The organism is Pantoea sp. AS142, assembly GCF_037152305.1.
Classification (GTDB): domain Bacteria; phylum Pseudomonadota; class Gammaproteobacteria; order Enterobacterales; family Enterobacteriaceae; genus Pantoea.
In genome coordinates this window covers 483,985-505,034 of sequence record NZ_JBBCMO010000002.1, presented here as the reverse complement: position 1 = coordinate 505,034, position 21,050 = coordinate 483,985, and the positions used below count along the sequence as shown (strand labels likewise).

General features: G+C 56.9%; 17 protein-coding genes, 1 tRNA gene and 2 pseudogenes. 7 read left to right on the top strand and 13 right to left on the bottom strand.

The window, feature by feature from the left end:
* The first annotated feature begins 3 nt into the window (after positions 1 to 3).
* Entirely contained in the window at positions 4 to 834 is an 831-nt protein-coding gene (locus tag WFO64_RS07285) for a glycosyltransferase family 8 protein (RefSeq protein WP_337010271.1), read from the top strand.
* Positions 835 to 939: 105 nt separating this feature from the next.
* Here WFO64_RS07285 and WFO64_RS07280 read toward each other — a convergent pair whose 3' ends face one another.
* Positions 940 to 2,061 carry a Gfo/Idh/MocA family protein gene (locus WFO64_RS07280; RefSeq protein WP_337010270.1) on the bottom strand — a complete coding sequence of 374 codons (1,122 nt, stop codon included), beginning with the start codon at positions 2,059 to 2,061 and terminating at the stop codon, positions 940 to 942.
* Between the two features lie 333 nt (positions 2,062 to 2,394).
* On the opposite strand from WFO64_RS07280, the gene WFO64_RS07275 reads away from it, so the two are divergent.
* Positions 2,395 to 2,470 (top strand) — tRNA-Asn (locus WFO64_RS07275).
* 68 nt (positions 2,471 to 2,538) lie between these two features.
* Here WFO64_RS07275 and WFO64_RS07270 read toward each other — a convergent pair.
* From WFO64_RS07270 to WFO64_RS07255, 4 genes and pseudogenes are all read right to left on the bottom strand, one after another.
* Complete coding sequence (locus tag WFO64_RS07270) at positions 2,539 to 2,901, bottom strand: type II toxin-antitoxin system PemK/MazF family toxin (RefSeq protein WP_337010269.1); 363 nt, start codon at positions 2,899 to 2,901, stop codon at positions 2,539 to 2,541.
* Positions 2,870 to 3,125: pseudogene (locus tag WFO64_RS07265) on the bottom strand (AbrB/MazE/SpoVT family DNA-binding domain-containing protein). The gene WFO64_RS07270 and the pseudogene WFO64_RS07265 overlap by 32 nt, the downstream one beginning before the upstream one ends.
* A 261-nt stretch (positions 3,126 to 3,386) precedes the next feature.
* Positions 3,387 to 5,606 carry a catalase/peroxidase HPI gene (katG, locus tag WFO64_RS07260; protein ID WP_337010268.1) on the bottom strand — a complete coding sequence of 740 codons (2,220 nt, stop codon included), beginning with the start codon at positions 5,604 to 5,606 and terminating at the stop codon, positions 3,387 to 3,389.
* Positions 5,607 to 6,107: 501 nt separating this feature from the next.
* Positions 6,108 to 7,130, bottom strand: a complete 1,023-nt coding sequence (locus WFO64_RS07255) for an LLM class flavin-dependent oxidoreductase (RefSeq protein ID WP_337010267.1) — start codon at positions 7,128 to 7,130, stop codon at positions 6,108 to 6,110.
* Between the two features lie 265 nt (positions 7,131 to 7,395).
* Between WFO64_RS07255 and WFO64_RS07250 the strand changes: the two are divergent.
* The 4 genes and pseudogenes from WFO64_RS07250 to WFO64_RS07235 form a co-directional block, all read left to right on the top strand.
* A pseudogene (locus WFO64_RS07250) lies at positions 7,396 to 7,713 on the top strand (fatty acid desaturase); the annotation flags it as partial.
* A complete protein-coding gene (locus tag WFO64_RS07245) occupies positions 7,706 to 8,479 on the top strand; it encodes a phosphate/phosphite/phosphonate ABC transporter substrate-binding protein (protein ID WP_337010266.1) in 774 nt (257 codons plus the stop codon). The pseudogene WFO64_RS07250 and the gene WFO64_RS07245, both read left to right, overlap by 8 nt.
* 184 nt (positions 8,480 to 8,663) lie before the next feature.
* Positions 8,664 to 9,578 carry a ketopantoate reductase family protein gene (locus WFO64_RS07240; RefSeq protein ID WP_337010265.1) on the top strand — a complete coding sequence of 305 codons (915 nt, stop codon included), beginning with the start codon at positions 8,664 to 8,666 and terminating at the stop codon, positions 9,576 to 9,578.
* Between the two features lie 137 nt (positions 9,579 to 9,715).
* The gene (locus WFO64_RS07235) at positions 9,716 to 10,777 is read left to right on the top strand and encodes a LacI family DNA-binding transcriptional regulator (protein WP_337010263.1); all 1,062 of its coding nucleotides are present in this window, start codon (positions 9,716 to 9,718) and stop codon (positions 10,775 to 10,777) included.
* A gap of 105 nt (positions 10,778 to 10,882) precedes the next feature.
* On the opposite strand, the gene tmaR is transcribed toward WFO64_RS07235, so the two are convergent.
* The 3 genes from tmaR to dacD form a co-directional block, all read right to left on the bottom strand.
* Positions 10,883 to 11,209 (bottom strand): PTS system regulator TmaR, encoded by a 327-nt coding sequence (gene tmaR, locus WFO64_RS07230; protein WP_004571340.1) that lies wholly within the window; start codon positions 11,207 to 11,209, stop codon positions 10,883 to 10,885.
* A gap of 160 nt (positions 11,210 to 11,369) precedes the next feature.
* A complete protein-coding gene (locus WFO64_RS07225) occupies positions 11,370 to 12,428 on the bottom strand; it encodes an FUSC family protein (RefSeq protein WP_337010261.1) in 1,059 nt (352 codons plus the stop codon).
* 265 nt (positions 12,429 to 12,693) lie between these two features.
* Complete coding sequence (gene dacD, locus WFO64_RS07220; RefSeq protein ID WP_337010259.1) at positions 12,694 to 13,857, bottom strand: serine-type D-Ala-D-Ala carboxypeptidase DacD; 1,164 nt, start codon at positions 13,855 to 13,857, stop codon at positions 12,694 to 12,696.
* A 599-nt stretch (positions 13,858 to 14,456) separates the two neighbouring features.
* On the opposite strand from dacD, the gene sbcB reads away from it, so the two are divergent.
* On the top strand, positions 14,457 to 15,884 hold the full coding sequence (sbcB, locus tag WFO64_RS07215) for an exodeoxyribonuclease I (RefSeq protein ID WP_337010257.1): 1,428 nt from the start codon (positions 14,457 to 14,459) through the stop codon (positions 15,882 to 15,884).
* Between the two features lie 74 nt (positions 15,885 to 15,958).
* Here sbcB and WFO64_RS07210 read toward each other — a convergent pair whose 3' ends face one another.
* The 5 genes from WFO64_RS07210 to ltnD form a co-directional block, all read right to left on the bottom strand.
* Positions 15,959 to 17,314, bottom strand: coding sequence for a GntP family transporter (locus WFO64_RS07210; RefSeq protein ID WP_337010255.1), 1,356 nt, complete (start codon positions 17,312 to 17,314; stop codon positions 15,959 to 15,961).
* 125 nt (positions 17,315 to 17,439) lie between these two features.
* Entirely contained in the window at positions 17,440 to 18,225 is a 786-nt protein-coding gene (locus WFO64_RS07205; protein ID WP_337010253.1) for an HPr family phosphocarrier protein, read from the bottom strand.
* On the bottom strand, positions 18,225 to 18,869 hold the full coding sequence (gene otnC / locus WFO64_RS07200; protein WP_337010251.1) for a 3-oxo-tetronate 4-phosphate decarboxylase: 645 nt from the start codon (positions 18,867 to 18,869) through the stop codon (positions 18,225 to 18,227). The genes WFO64_RS07205 and otnC overlap by 1 nt, the downstream gene beginning before the upstream one ends.
* Positions 18,862 to 20,124: a 3-oxo-tetronate kinase gene (gene otnK / locus WFO64_RS07195; RefSeq protein ID WP_337010249.1), complete on the bottom strand. Its 1,263-nt coding sequence runs from the start codon at positions 20,122 to 20,124 to the stop codon at positions 18,862 to 18,864. The genes otnC and otnK overlap by 8 nt, the downstream gene beginning before the upstream one ends.
* Positions 20,124 to 21,029 carry an L-threonate dehydrogenase gene (gene ltnD / locus WFO64_RS07190; RefSeq protein WP_337010247.1) on the bottom strand — a complete coding sequence of 302 codons (906 nt, stop codon included), beginning with the start codon at positions 21,027 to 21,029 and terminating at the stop codon, positions 20,124 to 20,126. Before ltnD ends, otnK begins: the two co-directional genes overlap by 1 nt.
* Positions 21,030 to 21,050 lie beyond the last annotated feature (21 nt).

Here is a 21,050-nt window from a genome sequence, read left to right as displayed (position 1 = left end):
GCTATGTTTGCCTGGGTAACGCTTTTAACACAACCCGATTATCTGGTGGGCGTGAAAGCGCTTCACCGATCGCTGCAACAGAGCCACAGCCAGTGGCCGCTGGTGGTGATGACCACGCAGGCGATTTCAGCGTCTGACTGTCAGATTCTGCAGGATGCGGGCTGCGTGATTCAGCCGGTCGAGCCACTCTATCCATGTGACGATCTGGATCAGCACTATGCATCGGCGCAGTTCGGCGAAGTCTGGACTAAGCTGCGCGCCTGGCAGCTTACTGATTATGAGCGCGTGGTATTTCTGGATGCCGATATGCTGGTAGTTAAAAACATGGATGAGCTGTTTACCCTGGATCTGGGGGATAACCCGCTGGCCGCCTGTCATGCCTGTCGCTGTAATCCAAACCGGATTGCCTCTTATCCGGCAGAATGGCAGCCAGAGCAGTGCCACTACACCTGGCAGGCACGCGGTGAAACCGCGCCTGATAATGTGGACTTCTACCTGAACGGCGGTTTTCTGGTGCTTAAGCCCGACAATGCGGTGTTCGACGCACTGGAAAAGCGGATTGCTGCCATTGATGATCTCAGCGCCTATCCCTTCTCCGAACAGGACCTGCTAAATGAAGTGTTTGCCGACCGCTGGAAGCCCCTCTCTTATATCTACAATGCATTAAAGACGCTGCCATTCCAGCATAGCGGTCTCTGGCAGTGTAATGAGGTGAAGAACCTGCACTATATTCTGGCAAAGCCATGGAAACGCGATCTCAGCCAGCCTGAGAGTCAACGCGATCGCTTTTATGCGCTGGATAAGTTGTGGTGGGAGAAAAGTGGCCTGATCTGACTCAACGTGGGCGGGAAGCCACCGTTTCCCGCCCTGCCCGCCGGGGGTTGAATCAACAGCGGCCCTTTACTTTACCCCCCCTTTTTACTCTCTTCAGACTCAGCCCTACACCTCAATCCAGCGGCGCTGCTCTGCTGAGTGTGCAATCGCCTCCAGCACCTTCTGAACCTGCAATCCCTCGGCAAAATCGGGCCACATGCGATCGCCTGCGGCGATGCCGTTAATCAGGTCACGGATCTCCACCGTTTTTTGATCGTTAAAGCCGATGCCATGACCGGCTGATACACAGAAGTTCGCGTAGTCAGGGTGTGCTGGCCCGGTCAGCAGCGTTTTAAAACCCTGCCGCCCGGCAGGGTCGTCATGCAGATAAAGCTCCAGCTCCGCCATGCGTTCCTGGGTGTAGCGCAGCGTGCCTTTGGTGCCGGTGACGACATAGGTCAGGCCCATTTTTGCGCCACAGGCAATGCGTGAAGTTTCAATCACGCCATGCGCACCATTGCAGAAACGCAGCAGCGCACTGGCCTGATCTTCGTTTTCTACCGGTAATTGCCGCGCAGGTGCTTTTGGATCGGGCCGTGAGGTAATCACCGTCATCATGTCCCCACTTACCTCAGCAATGTCACCAACCAAATAGTGCGCCATATTGACGATATGTGCGGCCAGATCGCCCAGCGCCCCGAGACCGGCCAGCGCTTTCTGGCAATGCCAGTCGAGTGGCGTTTCCGGTCTGGCGAGGTAATCTTCGTTATGGGTGCCGTAGAAATGCACCACGTCACCAATCTCACCACGGGTAATGATCTCTTTCGCCAGCTGGCTGGTCGGGTTTTTCATGTAATTGAAACCGACCAGGGTTTTGACCCCTGCCGCCTTGGCTGCCGCCACCATCTCCTGCGCATCCGCCACGCTTAACGACAGCGGCTTTTCAGAATAGACGTGTTTGCCGTGTCGTATCGCCTCCAGCGCCATCTCTTTATGCAGAAAGTTGGGGGCGCAGATATCCACCACATCAATCGCCGGATCGCTGACCAGCGCGCGCCAGTCGCCTGTAGAACGCGCGAAACCAAAGGTCGCCGCCTGTCGGGCCGCCAGCTCAGGATTCACTTCGGCCAGCATCTCCCGCACGATTTCGCCTTTCAGCGCAAATACAGTGGGGGCCTGGGCATAGGCAATCGCGTGGCAGCGCCCGATATAGCCACTGCCAATCATGCCGATTCTGACTTTGTTCATTTCAACTCCACAGCTTCAGTTCAGGGTTGAAACGGAATTTAAGTGTCATTTCTGTCGCTGACAAAGCGAGAATCAAGACTTTGTGACGGCAGTTAAAAACTATCCGGCTAAATCACGCCTCCTGCCGTCTGGCAAGGGGTCTGCAGCACCAGAACACCTCATAAACACCTCAGTTTTCCCTGTCGCATTTTGTCCGGTGCCTCTGCCGTGCAGGCCGTTCTTTCATGGCTTAAAACAGCATAGTGGTGACTATTTCAGCAGTCGTGCAGATTTGTGAAAAAGAGCTTTGACATGGCCCGAGGAGGCCGTTACTATGCGCCCCGTTCAAACGATTCCTCTGTAGTTCAGTCGGTAGAACGGCGGACTGTTAATCCGTATGTCACTGGTTCGAGTCCAGTCAGAGGAGCCAAATTCGAAAAGCCCGCTCAGGGAAACCTGAGCGGGCTTTTTATTGGTTTTTGTAGCCGCATCAGATATTCAGTTCAGAATGGCTTCCTGCCGGGCCAGCACGTCATTCACGATAGTTTCTGCAAGTCGCTCAAGTCGCCTGCCTTCGCGGGCCTGCATATCCAGTGTTCTGGGCTGATCGCAGCGAATAACGCCCGTTTTCCTGCACCCCGCCCCATCCAGTGAAACGGTAAAACCTGCTGCGCGGACAACGTTTCCGCCGCTGGTGATCGGCACCACAATCGGTAACCGGGTGAACGTGTTAAACGAGGCCGGAGAGACGATAAGAACCGGACGCTTTCCACTTTGTTCATGACCCGCGGTGTGGTCGAGCGTTACCAGCCAGATTTCTCCTCTCCACTTACCGGTTCTCCTTACCCACTGCAGGCGCATCAATCCATTCCCGATCCTCTTTGCTCATTTCGGCATCCGGATCGCATTACGCCAGCAGTTCCTCAAGCGAATATTGCGGACGATTGTGCGGCTTAACGATCAAGACCATTATCAATAGTCAGACCGACGTCGCGGTTTGTCGACAACGACAGCATTTTCAGAACGACGGGAGGAACCGTCAGCATGACAGCTCCACCGACGTTTTTAAGACGCGTGATAAACATAAAGCCCCTCCTGAGTGTGACAAAGCGTAGGGAACGAATTTTCGTCAGGATGAGCGTAAAAAACAGTTTGGGAGATACAAAGGATTACGCCAAATACGATGAAAGAATCGCGGCACAGCTTCCGTATCCGGACTCGCCAACCCGACCCTGCATTCAGAAGAATAGCGCTCAAAAAAAACTGCACCTTAATCAGTCGGACTTCCAACTTTTAGGGTGCAGTAGCGTGTTAGCGGGTTTCAGCCTTTACAACATTCACGGCTATCAGATATCAAACCGATCCAGATTCATCACTTTGGTCCAGGCGGCAACAAAGTCTTTGACGAATTTTTCGCGGGCGTCGCTGCTGGCGTAGACTTCCGCCGAGGCGCGTAACACCGCATTAGAACCAAACACCAGATCGGCGCGGGTGGCGGTGAAGCGCGTTTCGCCGCTGACGCGATCGCGTCCAATGAATTTCTCATTGGTGTCATCGGTGGCTTTCCACTCGGTGCGCATATCCAGCAGATTCACGAAGAAATCGGTGTTCAGCGATCCCAGATTATGCGTGAAGATACCGTGCTGGCTGCCATCGAAGTTTGCCCCCAGCGCACGCATCCCGCCCACCAGCACTGTTAACTCTGGCGCGGTCAGGGTCAGCTGCTGCGCCTTATCAATCAGCAGATTTTCGGTGGTGGTTTTGCCGAAACCCGTCCCGTAATTACGGAAACCATCGGCACGCGGTTTCAGCAGATCGAACGACTCAATGTCGGTCTGATCCTGACGCGCATCGACACGGCCCGGCGTAAATGGCACCTCAATCGATACACCCGCCGCTTTCGCCGCCTGCTCAACGCCAACCACACCCGCCAGCACGATCACATCCGCCAGTGAAGCTTTGTGTGCTTCGCGCTGGATGGCTTCCAGCGTCGGCAGTACGCGTGCCGCGACAGCATTGACGTCCCACTCACGCTGCGGCAGCAATGCCAGACGGGCACCGTTGGCCCCACCACGTTTGTCGCCGCCACGGAAAGTAGATGCTGAGGCCCAGGCAACTGACACCAGCTCGCTGACGCTGAGGCCGGATGACGCAATTTTCTCTTTCAGCTGGGCGATATCTGCCACGGTTGGATGATAAACCGGTGCAGGCAGCGGGTCCTGCCAGATCAGATCTTCCTGGGGAACTTCTGGTCCGATGTAGCGCGCTTTTGGCCCCATATCACGGTGAGTCAGTTTGAACCAGGCACGGGCAAAGGCTTCGTTGAAGGCCTGCGGATCGTTGTGGAAACGACGCGAAATTTTTTCAAACTCCGGGTCAAAACGCAGCGTCAGATCGGTCACCAGCATGGTCGGTTTATGTTTCTTCGCAGCGTCAAAGGCATCCGGGATAATTTCCGGTGCATCCGCCGCTACAAACTGGATGGCACCCGCCGGGCTGCGCGTCTGAACCCACTCATATTTGAACAGGTTCTCGAAGAAGTAGTTGCTCCACTGGGTTGGCGTCTGAGACCAGATCACTTCCAGGCCGGAGGTAATCGCATCTGCGCCGACGCCCGTACCGTGGCTGTTAACCCAGCCCAGGCCCTGCGCTTCAATCGGAGCGGTTTCCGGATCGACACCGACGTGGCTGGCTGGTGCGGCACCGTGGGTTTTGCCCAGCGTATGTCCACCCGCGATTAATGCCACGATCTCTTCGTCGTTCATGCCCATGTTGCCAAAGGTGGCGCGAATCGCCGGGGCAGCAGAGGCAGGATCACCGCTGTGTTCAGGCCCTTCCGGGTTCACGTAGATCAGACCCATCTCGGTGGCACCCAGTGGCGACTGAGCCAGAGATTCCGGGTGACGATGTTCCAGCCAGGCCGCTTCTTCGCCCCAGTTCACATCCATATCCGGTTCCCAGACATCTTCACGGCCGGCACCAAAGCCGAAGGTACGGAAGCCGGAGTTTTCCAGCGCAACGTTACCCGCCAGAATATAGAGGTCAGCCCAGGAGATCTTCTGGCCATATTTCTGTTTAATCGGCCACAGTAAACGGCGCGCTTTATCCAGGCTGACGTTGTCTGGCCAGGAGTTTAACGGCGCGAAGCGTTGCTGACCACGGCCTGAACCACCGCGTCCGTCCACGGAGCGATAGGTTCCGGCGCTGTGCCAGGCCATGCGAATAAACAGGCCGATATAGCTGCCCCAGTCAGCAGGCCACCAGGCTTGTGACTCAGTAAGCAAACCTTTTATATCAGCTTTCAGTGCGGGGTAATCTAATCCGGCAAATTCTTTACGGTAATCGAAGGTTTCATCAAGCGGGTTCGAACGAGATGAGTGCTGATTCAGCAGATCAACCCGGAGTTGATTAGGCCACCAGTCGCGGTTGGTTGTGCCGCCGCCCGGAGCCTGGTTTGCCTGAGTTGGCTTACCCGCATGAAAAGGACATTTGCCCGCCGGCACTTCGCGGTCGGCTTCGACAATCGGCTTTGCATCTTTTGCATCTTCATCAACGGAATTGCTCATGGTCACACCTCTTTTTTGTATTTTCATCGCTACTCTATAGAGGATTAACAGGATCGCACACCTGTCTGCTCCTATATGTTTGATAGCTTATCCCTTTGAATACAACTATTTTTAACAGCTTCCAACGATGGCATAACCGGCAATTCCCTGCGTAATCCACAGCGAAGCGGCTCAGGCCGTCATCAGATTATTCCCACTGTTCCGGATGCACAACCGGCTTGTTACATTTGTTGCAGATTGACTATGCCACCACGAGCAAACCGAATGCGCACATCAGAATCAGGCGACGGCAAAGCAGATAAACGGACGAACTGAGTGGGATTGCGCGCGGCGGCGGTTACTGACAGGAAAATCTGGCTTCATCAGGAGAGACAGCGCGGAAGAACGGGGAAAAGCCAGGAAGATAACCTGGCCACGCCAGAGGGCTTAAAGAGACAGCGACATTGCCGCAGACGCTGTTAATCCGATAGCGCCCGCCTGAGGCGGGCGCTGTGGCATCGGTTAACGCCAGCCGAGTTCCGGGGCGACGTACTTCAGAATCGTCTCAATCACATGGGCGTTGTAGGCGACACCAAGCTGATTAGGCACGGTGAGCAGCAGCGTATCTGCTTCGGCTATTGCCTCATCCTGCGCCAGTTGCTTAATTAACACCTCAGGCTCGGCGGCATAGCTTCGGCCAAAGATGGCGCGGGTTTTCTCATCAAGAAAGCCAACCGAATCCTGATCGTTACCGCTGCGGCCAAAGTAGGCGCGGTCCCTATCATTCACCAATGCAAAGATGCTGCGACTGACGGAGACGCGTGGCGCATGCTGATGCCCCGCCGCTTTCCAGGCCTCACGGTAAGCGCGGATCTGCTTCGCCTGCTGAATGTGGAATGGCTCGCCGGTCTCATCATCCTTCAGGGTGGAACTTTGCAGATTCATGCCCATTTTTGCCGCCCATTCTGCGGTGGCGTTGGAGCCGGAACCCCACCAGATGCGGTCACGCAGACCTTCAGAGAGCGGTTCAGGACGCAGCAGGCCCGGTGGATTAGGGAACATCGGCTGTGGATTTGGCTTCGCAAAGCCCTCGCCGCGTAGCACCTCCAGAAATTCCTCGGTGTGACGACGGCCCATATCCGCATCGCTTTCACCCGCTTTCGGTTCAAAACCAAAGTAGCGCCAGCCATCGATCACCTGCTCAGGTGAACCGCGGCTCAGACCCAGTTGCAGACGGCCATTTGAGATCAGATCTGCCGCACTGGCGTCTTCCACCATGTAGAGCGGATTTTCGTAGCGCATATCGATGACACCGGTGCCGATCTCAATTTTGCTGGTACGGGCTGCCACAGCAGCCAGCAGTGGAAACGGCGAGCTGAGCTGACGGGCAAAATGGTGGACACGGAAGTAAGCGCCATCCGCGCCCAGCTCTTCGGCAGCGACCGCTAAGTCGATCGATTGCAATAACACATCCTGCGCGGTACGGGTAGCGGACTGCGACGAAGGCGTCCAGTGACCAAAGGATAAGAAGCCAATGTTTTTCATTTCTGTTTCTCCTGACAGGCGGTAAACGCCCGTGGGTGCAAGGCGATTTTTGATTGAGAAAGGTTACGCCCTCCACGCCGCCACTGATAGTCAATATCTTTCAGCGCCATATTCAGGAATTTCGACATAGCTCAGCCGATTATCCACTTTGTCTTTGTCCGTCCTTTCACGCACTGTTCAGGTTCCCGCTTTCACTGTCAGGTGGATCATGCACAACGGTTATCTCTCTTCGCAGCAGCGCACCTGGCTTAACGCACGCGCGTAGCTGGCGCTGACCACAGTCCGATCCTTGTATGAGCCGCGCGCAGCAGACGATCCGCTGGTGCGCGCCGTGAATAATGAAGCGGCATGGCCGTGGCGCATGCTGTTCCTGAATCTGAACTACCATTCAGTGCATCACGACCTTCCCGGTGTCCCCTGGTATGGCCTCCGCCCGCTCTATCTGCGCGACCGTGAGCATGACTCTCAGCGCAGCCACGGCTTTCGCGTGGCGGGCTATCGGGTCTGGCTGCGTCAGTGCCGGGTCAGACCGGTTAGCGTCAATGCCCATCCGGGCCGCTCAGGGGAGAAAACCCATGAATAATCTGCTCGCTTTGCCCATGTATGCCCTCCATCCGCCTGCCACGCGGGCACTGATGCAGGCTGTGGTTACGCTGCTGGCGCAGCGCGGTGTAGCCGCGCAGCCAGTCTGGCCTGACACTCTGCTGTCACACTGGCAGGATGACCAGTTGCTGCTGAGCCAGACCTGCGGCTATCCGCTGGTCAGCCTGCTTCCTGGGGTTCAACTGGTTGGCACCTTTCATTATCAGGCTCCGGGCTGCACCGGTCGCAATTATCGCAGCTGGCTGGTGGCGCGGGATAAACAGGCGACGCTGACCGATTTTAACGGCCAGCGGGCGGTAGCTAACAGCCTGGATTCTCACTCCGGCTATAACGCGCTGCGGTTTGTGGCGGCGCGTCAGGGCGTGACCTTTTCACAGCTGCTGCTGAGCGGCGGGCATCGTCAGTCGCTGGCGGCGCTGCGTGATTCACAGGCAGATATCGCGGCTATCGACTGTGTGAGCTGGGCGCTGCTGGCGCGCTATGCGCCGGATGCGCTGCGCGGTCTGCATATCATTGGTGAGACGCCAGCCACGCCCGGATTGCCGCTAATCACGGCAGCCTCGACATCAGCGGCCCGCCTGAAGACACTCCGCACGGCGATGCATCAGTTGGTGAGCGAACCCGCCTGGCGCAGCGTCTGCGACGACAATCTGATTAGTGGATTCAGCCCGGTGCAGCGGGACGCTTACCAGGACGTGCTGGCGTGGGAACAGCAGGCCGCCGCCCTGGGCGTTACCCGACTCTGATCCCCCCCACATGTTGTTCCACCTGCCTGGCCGGTAAAATCTGTTTTTCTGACCGCCTTTCCTTCCTGCACACGCGTTCCTGGCCTGTTATTTCACACTCCCCGAGGTGTGCTAACCGAGGTGAAGACTGGTCAGCCCGTTCACGGCGTTCTAAGGTAGAGGTTTTCAGCGGAGGGAGAGTAGGATGCGCATTCTGATAGCAGGTGCCGGCGCGACCGGCGGATATTTTGGCGCACGGCTGGCTCAGGCGGGCCAGGACGTGACTTTTCTGGTTCGTGAGCGCCGTTATCAGCAACTCAAGGCCAGCGGTCTGGTGTTGCAGACGCCGCAGGGTACTGAAACATTACAGCCGCACCTGACCCAGGCCAGCACACTGACGGGTCACTACGACCTGATCATCGTGACGGTGAAGAGTTTTGCTCTTGATCAGGTGATGGGTGATATTGCGCCTGCGGTCGGCCCTGAAACGCTGATTTTACCGATTCTGAACGGAATGCGGCACATCGCGACGCTGCAACAGCGTTTCGGCAAAGATAAGGTGATTGGCGGCCTGTGCAAAATCAACGCCACGCTGGGTGATAAGGGTGAAGTGATCCAGATGACGCCGCTGCATCAGCTTTTTTACGGCGCGCTGGACGGCAACAAGGATGCACGACTGCATCGGATTGATGCGGCGCTGCGCGACGGCCATGTCGATACCCGATTCAGCGATAACATTATGGATGAGCTATGGGAAAAGTGGCTGCTGCTAAGCACGCTCGGCGCAGTCTGCTGTCTGGCGCGCGGCGATACCCAACAGATACTCCGCTCCCGCGGGGGCGAAGCGCTGTTACAGGGGATTTTCACGGAGGTTCTGTCAGTCATGACGGCTGAAGGCTATCAGCCGCGCCCGGCGGCTACCGCCCGCATTTTTGAACTGTTAAGTAATCCGGCGACCCCGATGACCTCCTCGATGTACCGCGATTTAACCCAGGGCTTTGATATCGAAGCCGACCAGGTGATAGGCGACCTGCTGCTGCGGGCGAAGCGTAACGGCCTGGCCACGCCGCTGCTGAACGCGGTGGATGTTAATCTGCAGGTTTATTTGCAGCAGCGTTAATTACCACGCCTGCCGCCAGAGTGTGCTGATCGGGTGCCGCAGCGGCCCTGGTTTGCGTGGAGGCGAAAGTGTGGTGTGCAGCAGCAGCGCAGCAGGAAAATTTGCTACACTCGTCGCTTCACCTTTTGGAGAGTTCAATGACTTCCCGCTCTGTGACCCTCGATGATGTCGCGCAACTTGCCGGCGTCTCATATCAAACTGTTTCACGTGTTTTAAATCGTTCTGAACAGGTGTCAGCCCGCACGCGGGAAAGGGTTGAGGCGGCGATGCAGCAGCTCAATTATGTGCCAAATCGTGTGGCGCAGCAGCTGGCGGGTAAGGCGACGCTCACCCTGGGCCTGGCCACCAGCGACCTGGCCCTGATGGCACCGGCGCAGATCGCTTCGGCGATTCAGCAGCGTGCCGCTGAGGCGGGTTATCATCTGGTAATCGCCATGGACAGTCGTCACGATGCGGCCGCCACTGTGAATGAACTGCTGGCACAGCGGGTCGATGGGCTGCTGATCAACCTGCCGCTGGAGGCGGATGAGGCACAACAGATCCAGCTGCTGTGCGGCAGCAAGCCGGTGCTGTTTCTGGATGTCGACCCCCACGCGGCAGTGGCGCAGTGTCAGTATCCAAATGAGTCGGGCGCACGGGCCGCCGTTGAGCATCTGGTGGCGCTGGGGCATCGTCAGATTGGCCTGCTAAACGGGCCGCTGCGCGCGGTTTCGGCGTGTCAGCGTGAAAACGCATGGCGTCAGGCGCTGGCCGATCATCAGTTAACGCCGCATTGTTCCCTGCGCGGCGACTGGAGCGCGCAGTCGGGTTATCAGGCGCTGCTGGCACAATTACCCGACAATCTGCCGCAGGCGCTGCTGGTGGCGAACGATCAGATGGCACTGGGTGCAATGCGGGCGCTACATCAGTATGGCGTGGCAATACCTGGCGAGATCTCGGTGATTGGCTATGACGATACCGCCGAGAGCGCATGGTATCAGCCGCCGCTGACCACGGTGCGGCAGGATTTACACTATCTTGGCGCACAGAGTGTCGAGCGGATGCTGGCCGGGCTGCAGGGAAAAGAGGCCTCACGCAACGCGCTGGAAACCGCTCTGGTGATCCGGGAGACCACCGCCCCGCCGGCTGATCAGCGGGGCGACTTAATGGCGCTGTCCCAACAGTTACAGGTGATTGCCCGCAGGCTGGCGGGCAAATAACCCCTTTCCCTCTACGCTGACGCGGGCAATAAAAAAACCCGCCCCACCGGAGTGGATGCGGGTTCGCATGGCACGTAAGGGGCGTTAGCGCCTCGCATTGCGCTTTTACGCTTTCGGGTGTTCGCCCACGCCCATGGCTTTGATCTTTTTCGACAGTTCGCGACGTTCTTTCGACAGATCGGCGTTTTTGATGATGTACTCATCCACGCGATCTTCATAATCCACACGCATGCTGGCGATGATTTCCTGGATAGCCTCAACGCTCATGCCGGGTTTGATATATTCGCTCAGGTTGTCGAGCAGCAGCACGCGCTTCTGGTTGTCGCGGATTTTCTTCTCGTTATCGACAATTTCGCGCTGTAGTTTGTTTTTGCGGCGGAACATACGTACGAACTCCAGTACGTCCTGAAATGATTGCTTGGCATTTTCCATGATGGCACCTTTCTTTGAGCCTGCTGACGCAGGGAGAGAGTCAAAACGATCAGCTTAGCGGCTAGCCCGCCTGGTAAGCAATTGTCACAGCTAAATTCAGACTGGCTCTTATCTTAGCGCAAAGAAACCCGGTTTCACATTAAGTCATTGTCTGAGGTGATTATTTACGCAGCGCCATCCGCATCAGATCGGTCATCCGCTCAAGCTGTTTCGCCAGTTCCAGCGTCAGCCAGACGTAACCGTAGATCGGCGTCTCTTCCAGACCCTCGCTGCCGGCTTCGGCAATCAGTCGCCGCAGTTCGCCACTGATTTCAGTCAGCACATGGCTGTTGGCAATTACTTCCTCGGTTTCACCCTCAATCGCCATGACCGACAGCGCCCGCAGTGTGTTCCTGGTCATCTGCTGCGTGCGACGTAATGCAGGTGCGTTAAGCATAATCAGATGGCTCTCGCGCGATGCCCACCAGGCATTAATCTGCATCTCAATGGTGTAAACCATATTACGGTTGATGGTCTGGATCGCTTCCAGCACCGACTTCGGGATGCGCGTCTCTTTGCTCGATGGCTCCAGCAATGCCCGCATTTTGATCACGCTGCTCAGCAATTTGCCCAGCGGCTTATTGAGGCGCGGCTTTTCAAGCAGATTGGGCGAGAAGCCGGCGTAATAGATCTTTGCCATTTCCGCCAGCGCGTCAGAGAGCTGAATGCGCCAGTGTGTATAGGCACGCTGCGCCCAGATAGCGGTAAACAGCAGCGCCATCAGCGATCCCAGAATCACATCCCCGCCGCGCCACAGTGCTACTGTAAAATCGCCCGTTGGCGCCCCCACCACCACGCTCAACGTAATCCCGATCAACAGCGCCATGTAGGGATGTTTGCCCAGCGTCAGGTAGCCGCTGATCACCATGATAGTGCCGCACCAGGCCAGCATCATCGGCATCGAGATCAACTCCAGTTTAAGGGCAATCAGACCAGAAATTGACCCGGCTACCGTGCCGCAGATGCGCTGCAGCGCACGAGGAAAGACATTTCCCCAGGTGGAGATGGGTCCCATCACCACCACCAGCGTAATCAGCGGCCAGGTGCCTTCAGGAATACCGGTCGCCCGGACAAAGATGAAGCAGAGTAAGAAGGCGATGGCAATGCGCACGCCGTGGACGGAGCGGTAATGGCGATAAAACCAGAACTCCAGTTTTGAGATGGGCTTATCGGGACGCAATGTGGCTTTCCGGTTGCGGGAACATGATGTGGCTATCTTAACCCTGAACGTGGCTCAGGCTTAGCGCGAGTCGGATATTTCAAAACAGTTTTGACGTTCGTTTACAATTATCAACATCTACCTCACATTGCTGCCCGGAAGTTAAAACAACCTGTCACGGCCATTTAACCTTTATCAGCTACCAGTAACACGCTGAGATCAAGCCGCCGGGATGTGAAAACGGGCAGCCCGCAGGCTACCCCTGTTAGTGCTGTCAGTCTGCGAATCAGAACTTCTGCCTGAAATAATCGGTCAGGCGGGTGATGACGCCTGCAGGTTCAACCGCACTCAGCGCCACCAGCGGATAGTGGGCAATCGGCTGATCTTTATCCATCACCTGAATTTCACCAATCACTTCGTTAGCTTTTAGCGGCGCTTCCAGATCTTTGCGATCGATGATGTATTTCGCCTTCACGTTCTGAACTTCACTGCGCGGCAGCGACAGATAAACATCCTCTGCTGTACCAACGTCAACCTGATGAGGGTTGCCGTACCAGACGTTTTCGCTGCCAATCTTCTTACCAGAATGGAACAGCTGAACGGTGTCAAAGGTGTTCTGGCCCCAGACCAGCAGCTTACGCGCCTGCTCTTCACGGCCTTTCGGGCTTTTACCGCCCATGACGACGGCGATCAGGCGATGTTTCCCCACCACATTCGAGGCGATGATATTAAAGCCCGCGGTCTCAGTGTGACCGGTTTTCAGACCATCGACGTGCAGATTATTGTCCCACAGCAGACCATTACGGTTGTTCTGGGTAATGCCGTTCCAGGTCAGGGTCTTCTCACTGTACATGGCATAAAAGTCAGGCTCACCATCAATGATGGCGCGTGACAGTTTCGCCATATCGAGCGCGCTGGAGAACTGACCCGGTGCATCCAGACCATGAACCGTTTCAAAATGGGTATTCTGCAGGCCGAGCGTCTCAACATAGTGATTCATCATACCGACGAAGTTCGCCTGGCTGCCCGCCACATAGTCAGCCAGCGCAACGCAGGCGTCGTTACCGGAATCGATGATCACGCCACGGCTTAAATCCCGGACGCTCAGCTTATCGCCTGGCTTCAGGAACATCAGCGAGGAGCCTTTGAACGCCGGATTACCCGCTGCCCAGGCATCCTTTCCGACCGTGACCATGTCGTCACGGCTGATTTTCTTCTGGTCGATAGCGCGGTCAACCACGTAACCGGTCATCAGTTTGGTCAGACTGGCGGGATTACGGCGTTCATCGGGATTACCCGCGGTCAGAACCTGCCCGGTGATGGCATCCATCAGCACCCAGGAAGCCGCATCAATAGCCGGTGGCGTCACAGGAAAGGGGATCGCATCAGCCTGGGCCAGCGAGGCCCAAAAAACAGTAGCGGTAACGGTGAACAGCAGACGCCTTTTCAACACTTCATCCTTAATTGCACGGGAAAGAACGTTTCTAAAACGAAACGGAAACAGCCGCACGTTTTACGGCAAAAGCGTTGTGAAGGTTTGAATAAATTGAAAAAAAGTATGAACTGAAGGGGGTCTCTAAACGGCCTGGTAATCGGACCAGGGCGGCGGGTCGGCATTGTCAGATTCGTCAGATTCGTCAGATAGAAAAGGTGCAGCGTTCATAGGATGAAATGAATTGCGGGTGGCGCGAGTGACGCCGTGAGAAAATACGTAACGGCTTCCGTTTTCAGAATCGACACGGATACCACCAGTACGGTTTCGTGCCTCTGATGCGGCGGTCGTTTCTGCCTGACGGCTACAAAGCGACGTCAGGCGAGCTAAACCCTGAACTTCAGACGTGCCGGAATATGGTTTACCATACAGGGGTAGCATCAGTTGCTGCCCGGGCCGCTATACTGGCTCGGCATGGCTGAACCTACAGTCAGCGCGCATCAGACACAACGATCATAACTCACCCTGCTGCGTGCAATCCGATACAGAGCGAACAGAGAGCCGGTTCATCGCTTTCTGTTCATTAAGTCAGTGAACGCAATAAACGGATATAAAATTTGAATAACGACCGCGTAGAGCCCACTTTCCTCTTCCACGATTATGAAACCTTCGGTACCAGCCCCTCTCGTGACCGGCCAGCCCAGTTTGCCGGTCTGCGAACCGACAGTGAGTTTAATCCGGTCAGCGAACCCGACGTGTTCTATTGCCGTCCGCCTGATGACTATCTGCCGCAGCCCGAAGCCGTGATGATTACCGGCATCACCCCGCAGATAGCGATGAGTCGCGGCGTAACCGAAGCAGAGTTCGCTGCACGCATTCATGCGCTGTTCACCACGGAGCAAACCTGTGTAGTGGGCTACAACAACGTGCGTTTTGATGATGAAGTGACGCGCAATATCTTCTACCGCAACTTTTACGATCCCTATGGCTGGGCCTGGCAAAACGGCAACTCACGCTGGGATCTGCTCGACGTGATGCGTGCCTGCTATGCGTTGCGGCCCGAAGGGATTAACTGGCCAGAAAATGACGAAGGCTTTCCCAGCTTCCGGCTGGAGCATCTGACTCAGGCTAACGGTGTGGCGCATGAAAATGCGCACGATGCGATGTCCGATGTTTACGCCACATTGGCGATGGCGAAGCTGGTGAAAGAGAAGCAACCGAAACTGTTTGAGTTTTTGTTTACCCATCGTAACAAAAACAAGCTGATGAACCTGATCGACATCCCGCAGATGAAGCCGCTGGTGCATGTCTCCGGCATGTTCGGGGCCGCGCGCGGTAATACCAGCTGGATCGTACCGTTGGCCTGGCATCCCGATAACCGGAATGCGCTAATCGTGGTGGATCTGGCGGGCGATATGTCGCCGTTGCAGCAACTGGATGCTGACACGCTGCGTGAGCGTCTTTACACGCCAAAAAACGATCTCGGCGATCTGCCCGCAGTGCCGGTCAAGCTGGTTCATATTAATAAATGTCCGGTGCTGGCTCCTGCCAGTACGCTGCGCCCGGAAGATGCGGCCCGCCTGGGTATTGATCGTCAGCACTGTCTGGCGAATCTGGCACTGCTGCGTCAGCAGCCCGACGTGCGGGAAAAACTGGTCACGCTGTTTGCCGAAGCGGAACCCTTTACGCCGTCAGAGGATGTGGACACGCAACTCTATGATGGGTTCTTCAGTGATGCCGACCGTGCCGGAATGAATATCATCCGGCAGACCGCACCCGCGAACCTGCCTGCGCTGGACCTGAGCTTTGAAAGTGCGCGCGTGGCGAAACTGCTGTTCCGCTATCGGGCGCGTAATTTCCCTGGCACGCTGGATGATGCCGAGCAGCAACGTTGGTTGCTGCATCGTCGCAACGTGCTGAATGGCGATCGGGTTCAGGCGTTTATGCAGGAGCTGGAGGGACTGGCCAATCTGCATGAATCTGACGCAGATAAGCTTGGGCAGCTCAAAGCGCTTTATCTCTATGCGCAGGAACTGGTTTCCTGAGTCACCGTATCGTCAGACACGCTGACCCGACATCACCTGCCGGGTCAGCGTGTCTGATCTCCTTGTGGTCGGCATCACAGCACTGTCCACGCCAGCCAGGTCAGTGCAAAACCACTCAACCCCATTATCGTCGTCAGCACAGTCCAGGTGCGTAAACCGTCGGCTACGGAGAGGCCAAGATAACGCGTCACTACCCAGAAGCCCGCATCATTAACATGCGACAGTCCCAACCCGCCGAAACAGGCCGCCAGGGTGACCAGAACCCGTTGCATATCCGTCACGCCGGTCACCGCCTGGGTCAGTAAACCGCTGGTGGTCAGGATCGCCACCGTGGCAGAGCCTTGAGACGCGCGCAGTGCCAGCGACAGGATAAAGGCAGCAGGTACCAGCGGCAGATGCAGCGTTTCGAGCGTGACCGCCAGTGCTTTACCCACGCCCGACTCCACCAGAACTTTGCCGAATGCCCCACCCGCACCCGCGACCAGAATCACACTGGCTGAGGTGGGAATGGCCCGGCCGGTCAGATCCTCCAGCTTGTCTTTGCTCCAGCCACGCCGCACGCCCAGCAGCCAGGCCGCCAGCCCTAAAGCGATCAGCAGGGCAATCGGCGGTGTGCCAATCACGGTCATCACACTTCGTAGCAGACGTCCTTCAGGCAGCAGTGTGTGGGACAGGGTTCCCAGCACGATCAACACAATCGGGACCACTATCAGACCGCTGATGGTCAGCGCACCGGGCGGTGCCGGTTCATGCTTCTTTTCCTGCCCCTCCGGCTTTGCCATCTGCAGCTGTTCCAGCACCTCCACTGACAGGTGGTAGTGGCGACGGTTCATGACTTTTGCCACGTAGTAGCCCATGATCCCGACCGGCACTGAAATTGCGATACCCAGCATCATCAGCCATCCCATATCGGTGTGCAGGATCCCGGCGGCCGCCGCGGCACCTGGATGGGTCGGCAGCGCCACGTGCACCGTCAGCATCACACCCGCCATCGGCAGGCCAAACTTCAGTGGTGAAACGCGCGCCACTTTGGTGAAGCCATAAATCAGCGGGATGACGATGATAAAGCCCACTTCGAAAAACACCGGAATGCCAAGGATAAAGGCCGCCATGGTTAATGCCGCGACGGTTCGCTTCAGTCCCAGCGTTTTACTGAAGCGTTGCGCCAGTGACTCGGCCCCGCCCGAGGCTTCAATGATCGCACCGAGCATCGCACCAAGAACAATGATGATGGTGATGTGACCGAGCAACCCGCCCATCCCCGTGATAATTGTCTCCATGATTTTTTCAGCCGGAATGCCGGTAGCGATGGCCACCAGCAAGCTGACGATCAACAAGGCAACAAACGGATGAACTTTGGCTTTGATGACCAGCAGCAGCAGGATCACGATGCTGGCGGTCGCTATGGCTAACAGCAGTGCGGTGGACATAGTAAACCTCAGAAATTGTTATATTTTTTGGGTTATCGGCGTACAGGGAAATCGGATGCAGGGACAGAAAAAGAACGAACCAATCCTCACCGATGCCGAAACACCGGTTTTTTCAGTTCGCTAAATCAGTTTTTTTTCGCCCAGGGCGCAAACCAGCCAAGGCCAGCGGTGGTACTGCCGCGCGGGATATATTCGCAGCCGACCCAACCGGAATAGCCGACCTCATCCAGCAGTGAGAAGATAAAGGGATAGTTAATTTCCCCCTCATCCGGCTCATGGCGATCCGGTGCTGACGCAATCTGTACGTGGCGATAGCGTCCGGCATACTGGCAAATCAGATGGCTAAGGTTGCCGTCTACCCGCTGCGCATGGAACAGGTCAAGCTGAGTGAATACATTGGGCCGGTCAATCTGTTCAACCATCTCCAGCGTCTGATACTGGCTGGCGTAGAGATAGTTGGGTTTGGTGGTCGGGTTAAGGGCTTCCAGCAGCAGGTTGATGCCGTGCGGCGCAAAGCGCTCTGCCGCATAACGCAGGTTGCTGATAAAGGTTTCAACGTAGCGCTGACGATCTGCCTCGGGCGGCACCGTCGCCGCCATGACGTGTACCTGTGGGCAGTTCAGCGCCAGTGCATAGCTCAGGGCGCGATCGATATCCGCTCTGGCTTCCGCTTCGCGCCCTGGGATGGCCGAAATGCCCCACTCACCCGCTGCGACGTTGCCCGGTGCGGTATTGAACAGCACCAGTTGCAGTCGGTTATCGTCGAGCCACTGTTTTATCTGCGTGGCGGGATAGTCATAAGGAAACAGAAATTCTACCGCCGTGAAACCGGCTTCCGCCGCTGCAGCAAAGCGTTCAGCAAAAGGGTGTTCCGTAAACTGCGTCGAGAGGTTAGCAGCAAATTTCGGCATTATCGGCTCCTTAATTCTGCCACTTCGGCATCACTGAGATAACGGATCGGGCGGTCACCCAGAGTAAAGATCAGCCGGGCCGTCTCTTCCAGCTCTTCGGTGTTGTCCGCCGCTTCCTGTAATGATGTTCCCACCACCACCGGACCATGATTCGCCAGCAGGAAGGCGCGATAGCGCGGCGCCAGCGCCGCCAGATCCTCGGCCAGTTGCCCATCACCCGGCTTGTAGTAAGGCACGACCGGCACATCACCGACGCGCATCACCACATAGGGGGTAAACGGACGAATGCAGTTTGTGACGTCCAGCCCCTGTAAACAGGAGAGCGCCGTGAGGTAGTGGCTATGCAGATGCACCACCGCCCTGCAGTCGGGATTGTTGAGGTAGAGCGCACGGTGAAACGCAATCTCTTTGGAGGGTTTGTCGCCGGAGAGCCATTCCCCCTCAGGCGTGACTTTCGACAGCCGGTCTGCCTGTAATTCACCGAGGCAGGAGCCGGTGGGTGTCGCCAGCAGATTGCCATCCGCCATCAACATCGAGAGGTTGCCCGCCGAGCCGGTAGCATAGCCGCGCTGAAAGAACGAGGCACCGAGACGCACCATCTCCTCACGCGCCTGCTGCTCCGCTAAAGAGAAAGATTCAGACATAAGTAAACTCCGTTTGCGCGCGGCGGAAGAAGTCTTCGTCGCCAAAATTGCCCGATTTCAGTGCCAGAGAAAGCGGCTGATGAATGTCGCGAACCCACGGCACACCGGGCGAAATAGTCGGCCCGATGTGAAAGGCGGTGACGCCCAGACTCTGCGCGACCACGCCGGACGTTTCCCCGCCCGCCACGATAAAGCGCTGCCAGCCGCGCTGTTTCAGTTCGCGGGTGACGGCGGCAAACAGTTGCTCAACGGCTGCGCTACTGCGCTGCGCGCCATAGCGCTGCTGAATCACCTGCAATTGCTGCGCGTCAGCGGTGGCAAAAAGCAGGGGTGCCAGCGCCTGATGGTGATTTGCTTCCACCCAGTCGCACAACTGCCGGGCATAACCCTCTGTATCTTCCAGACAATGCTCAATCTCAACTTCGCAGGCCGGTGCTCGTTGGCGGTACGCAGCGACCTGACGGTTGGTCATCTGCGAGCAGGAGCCGGACAGCACCACGGCGCGATCGCCCTGCGGACGGCCTGCCTGCTCTGCCTCTGCATCAGTTTCAGCCGTTGCCCACTGCCGTGCCAGACCAATGGCCAGCCCGGAACCGCCGGTCACCAGCCGCAGATCGCGCAGTGCTTCACCCAGCGTCAACAGATGCGCCTGATGCAGGGCGTCAGTGACGACGTAGTTAATCCCCTGCTCCGCCAGCTGGCCCAGCGCCTGACGCACTGACTCTGCGCCCTGATCAACCTGTGCCGCCGCGATCAGCCCGGCTTTGCCACTCGCCTGCGACCTCAGCAGACGCAGCAGGTTACTGTCCTGCATCGGTGTGACCGGATGGTGCCGCATGCCGGAATCGGACAGCAGCTGATCGCCAACAAACAGATAGCCCTGATAGACGGTGCGCCCGTTCACCGGCAGCGCCGGACAGATGACCGTCTGCGTCTCACCCAGTGCATTCAGCAGCGCATCGGTCACCGGACCGATATTGCCCTGCGCGGTACTGTCGAAGGTGGAGCAATATTTGAAGTAGAAACGTTCGCAGCCCTGTTTCTGCAGCCATGCCAGCGCGGCCAGCGACTGGGTAACGGCCTGCTCTGCCGGGCAGGAACGGCTCTTCAGGCTGACCACAATCGCCTGCGCCTCAGTAACGTCATCGCTGGCAGGGATGCCGTTGAACTGAATGGTGGTCAGCCCGTTCTGCACCAGAAAACTGGCGATGTCCGTTGCACCGGTAAAATCGTCCGCTATCACGCCAAGACGCATCAGATTTTCTCCCCTGCCTGCGGCAGCGTAATGCCGCTGAAGATTTTAATGACTGCACTGTCATCTTCACGCCCAAAACCGGCGTTGCTGGCTTCGGTGAACATATTGAGGGCGGTTGAGGCCAGCGGCAGCGGAAAGTGCAGTGATTTCGCGGTATCGGCCACCAGGTTGAGATCTTTCACAAAGATATCGATGGCCGATTTCGGGCTGTAATCACCGTCTACCACATGCTTCATACGGTTTTCGAACATCCACGAATTACCCGCAGCATTGGTGACCACTTCATACAGGGTTTCCAGCGGAATGCCGGCCCGCGCCGCCAGTGCCATCGCTTCAGCGCCGACCGCAATGTGAACACCCGCCAGCAACTGATGAATAATTTTCACCGTTGACCCGAGTCCGATCTCATTGCCCACGCGATAGACTTTGGCTGCGACCGCATCCAGCACCGGCTGCAATTGCGTAAAGGCCGCTTCACTGCCGGATGCCATCACCGTCATTTCACCGCTGGCCGCTTTGGCGGCACCGCCGGAGACCGGGGCATCCAGCATCAGCAATTGATGTTCAGCCAGCTGCTGTTCAATCTGCTGTGCATCCTGCGCTGAAAGTGTGGATGAGACCATAACCCCAGTGCCCGGACGCAGTTTTGCAGCCAGGCCCTCTTTACCAAACAGAATGGCATTAACCTGCTGTGCGTTCACCACCAGCAGTAAAACGGCATCAAGCTGGTCGGCAAAGGCCGAGGCGGATGACTGCGCATCACGCGCTCCGGCCTCGCGTAAATTCGCCAGCGCAACGGGATTCAAATCGACACCCCAGGTATTAAGACCGGCGCGCAGACAGGATTTCGCGGCACCCATGCCCATGGAACCTAACCCGATAACGCAGATGTTTTCAGCTGGCATGTTACGCCTCCACTGTTAAAT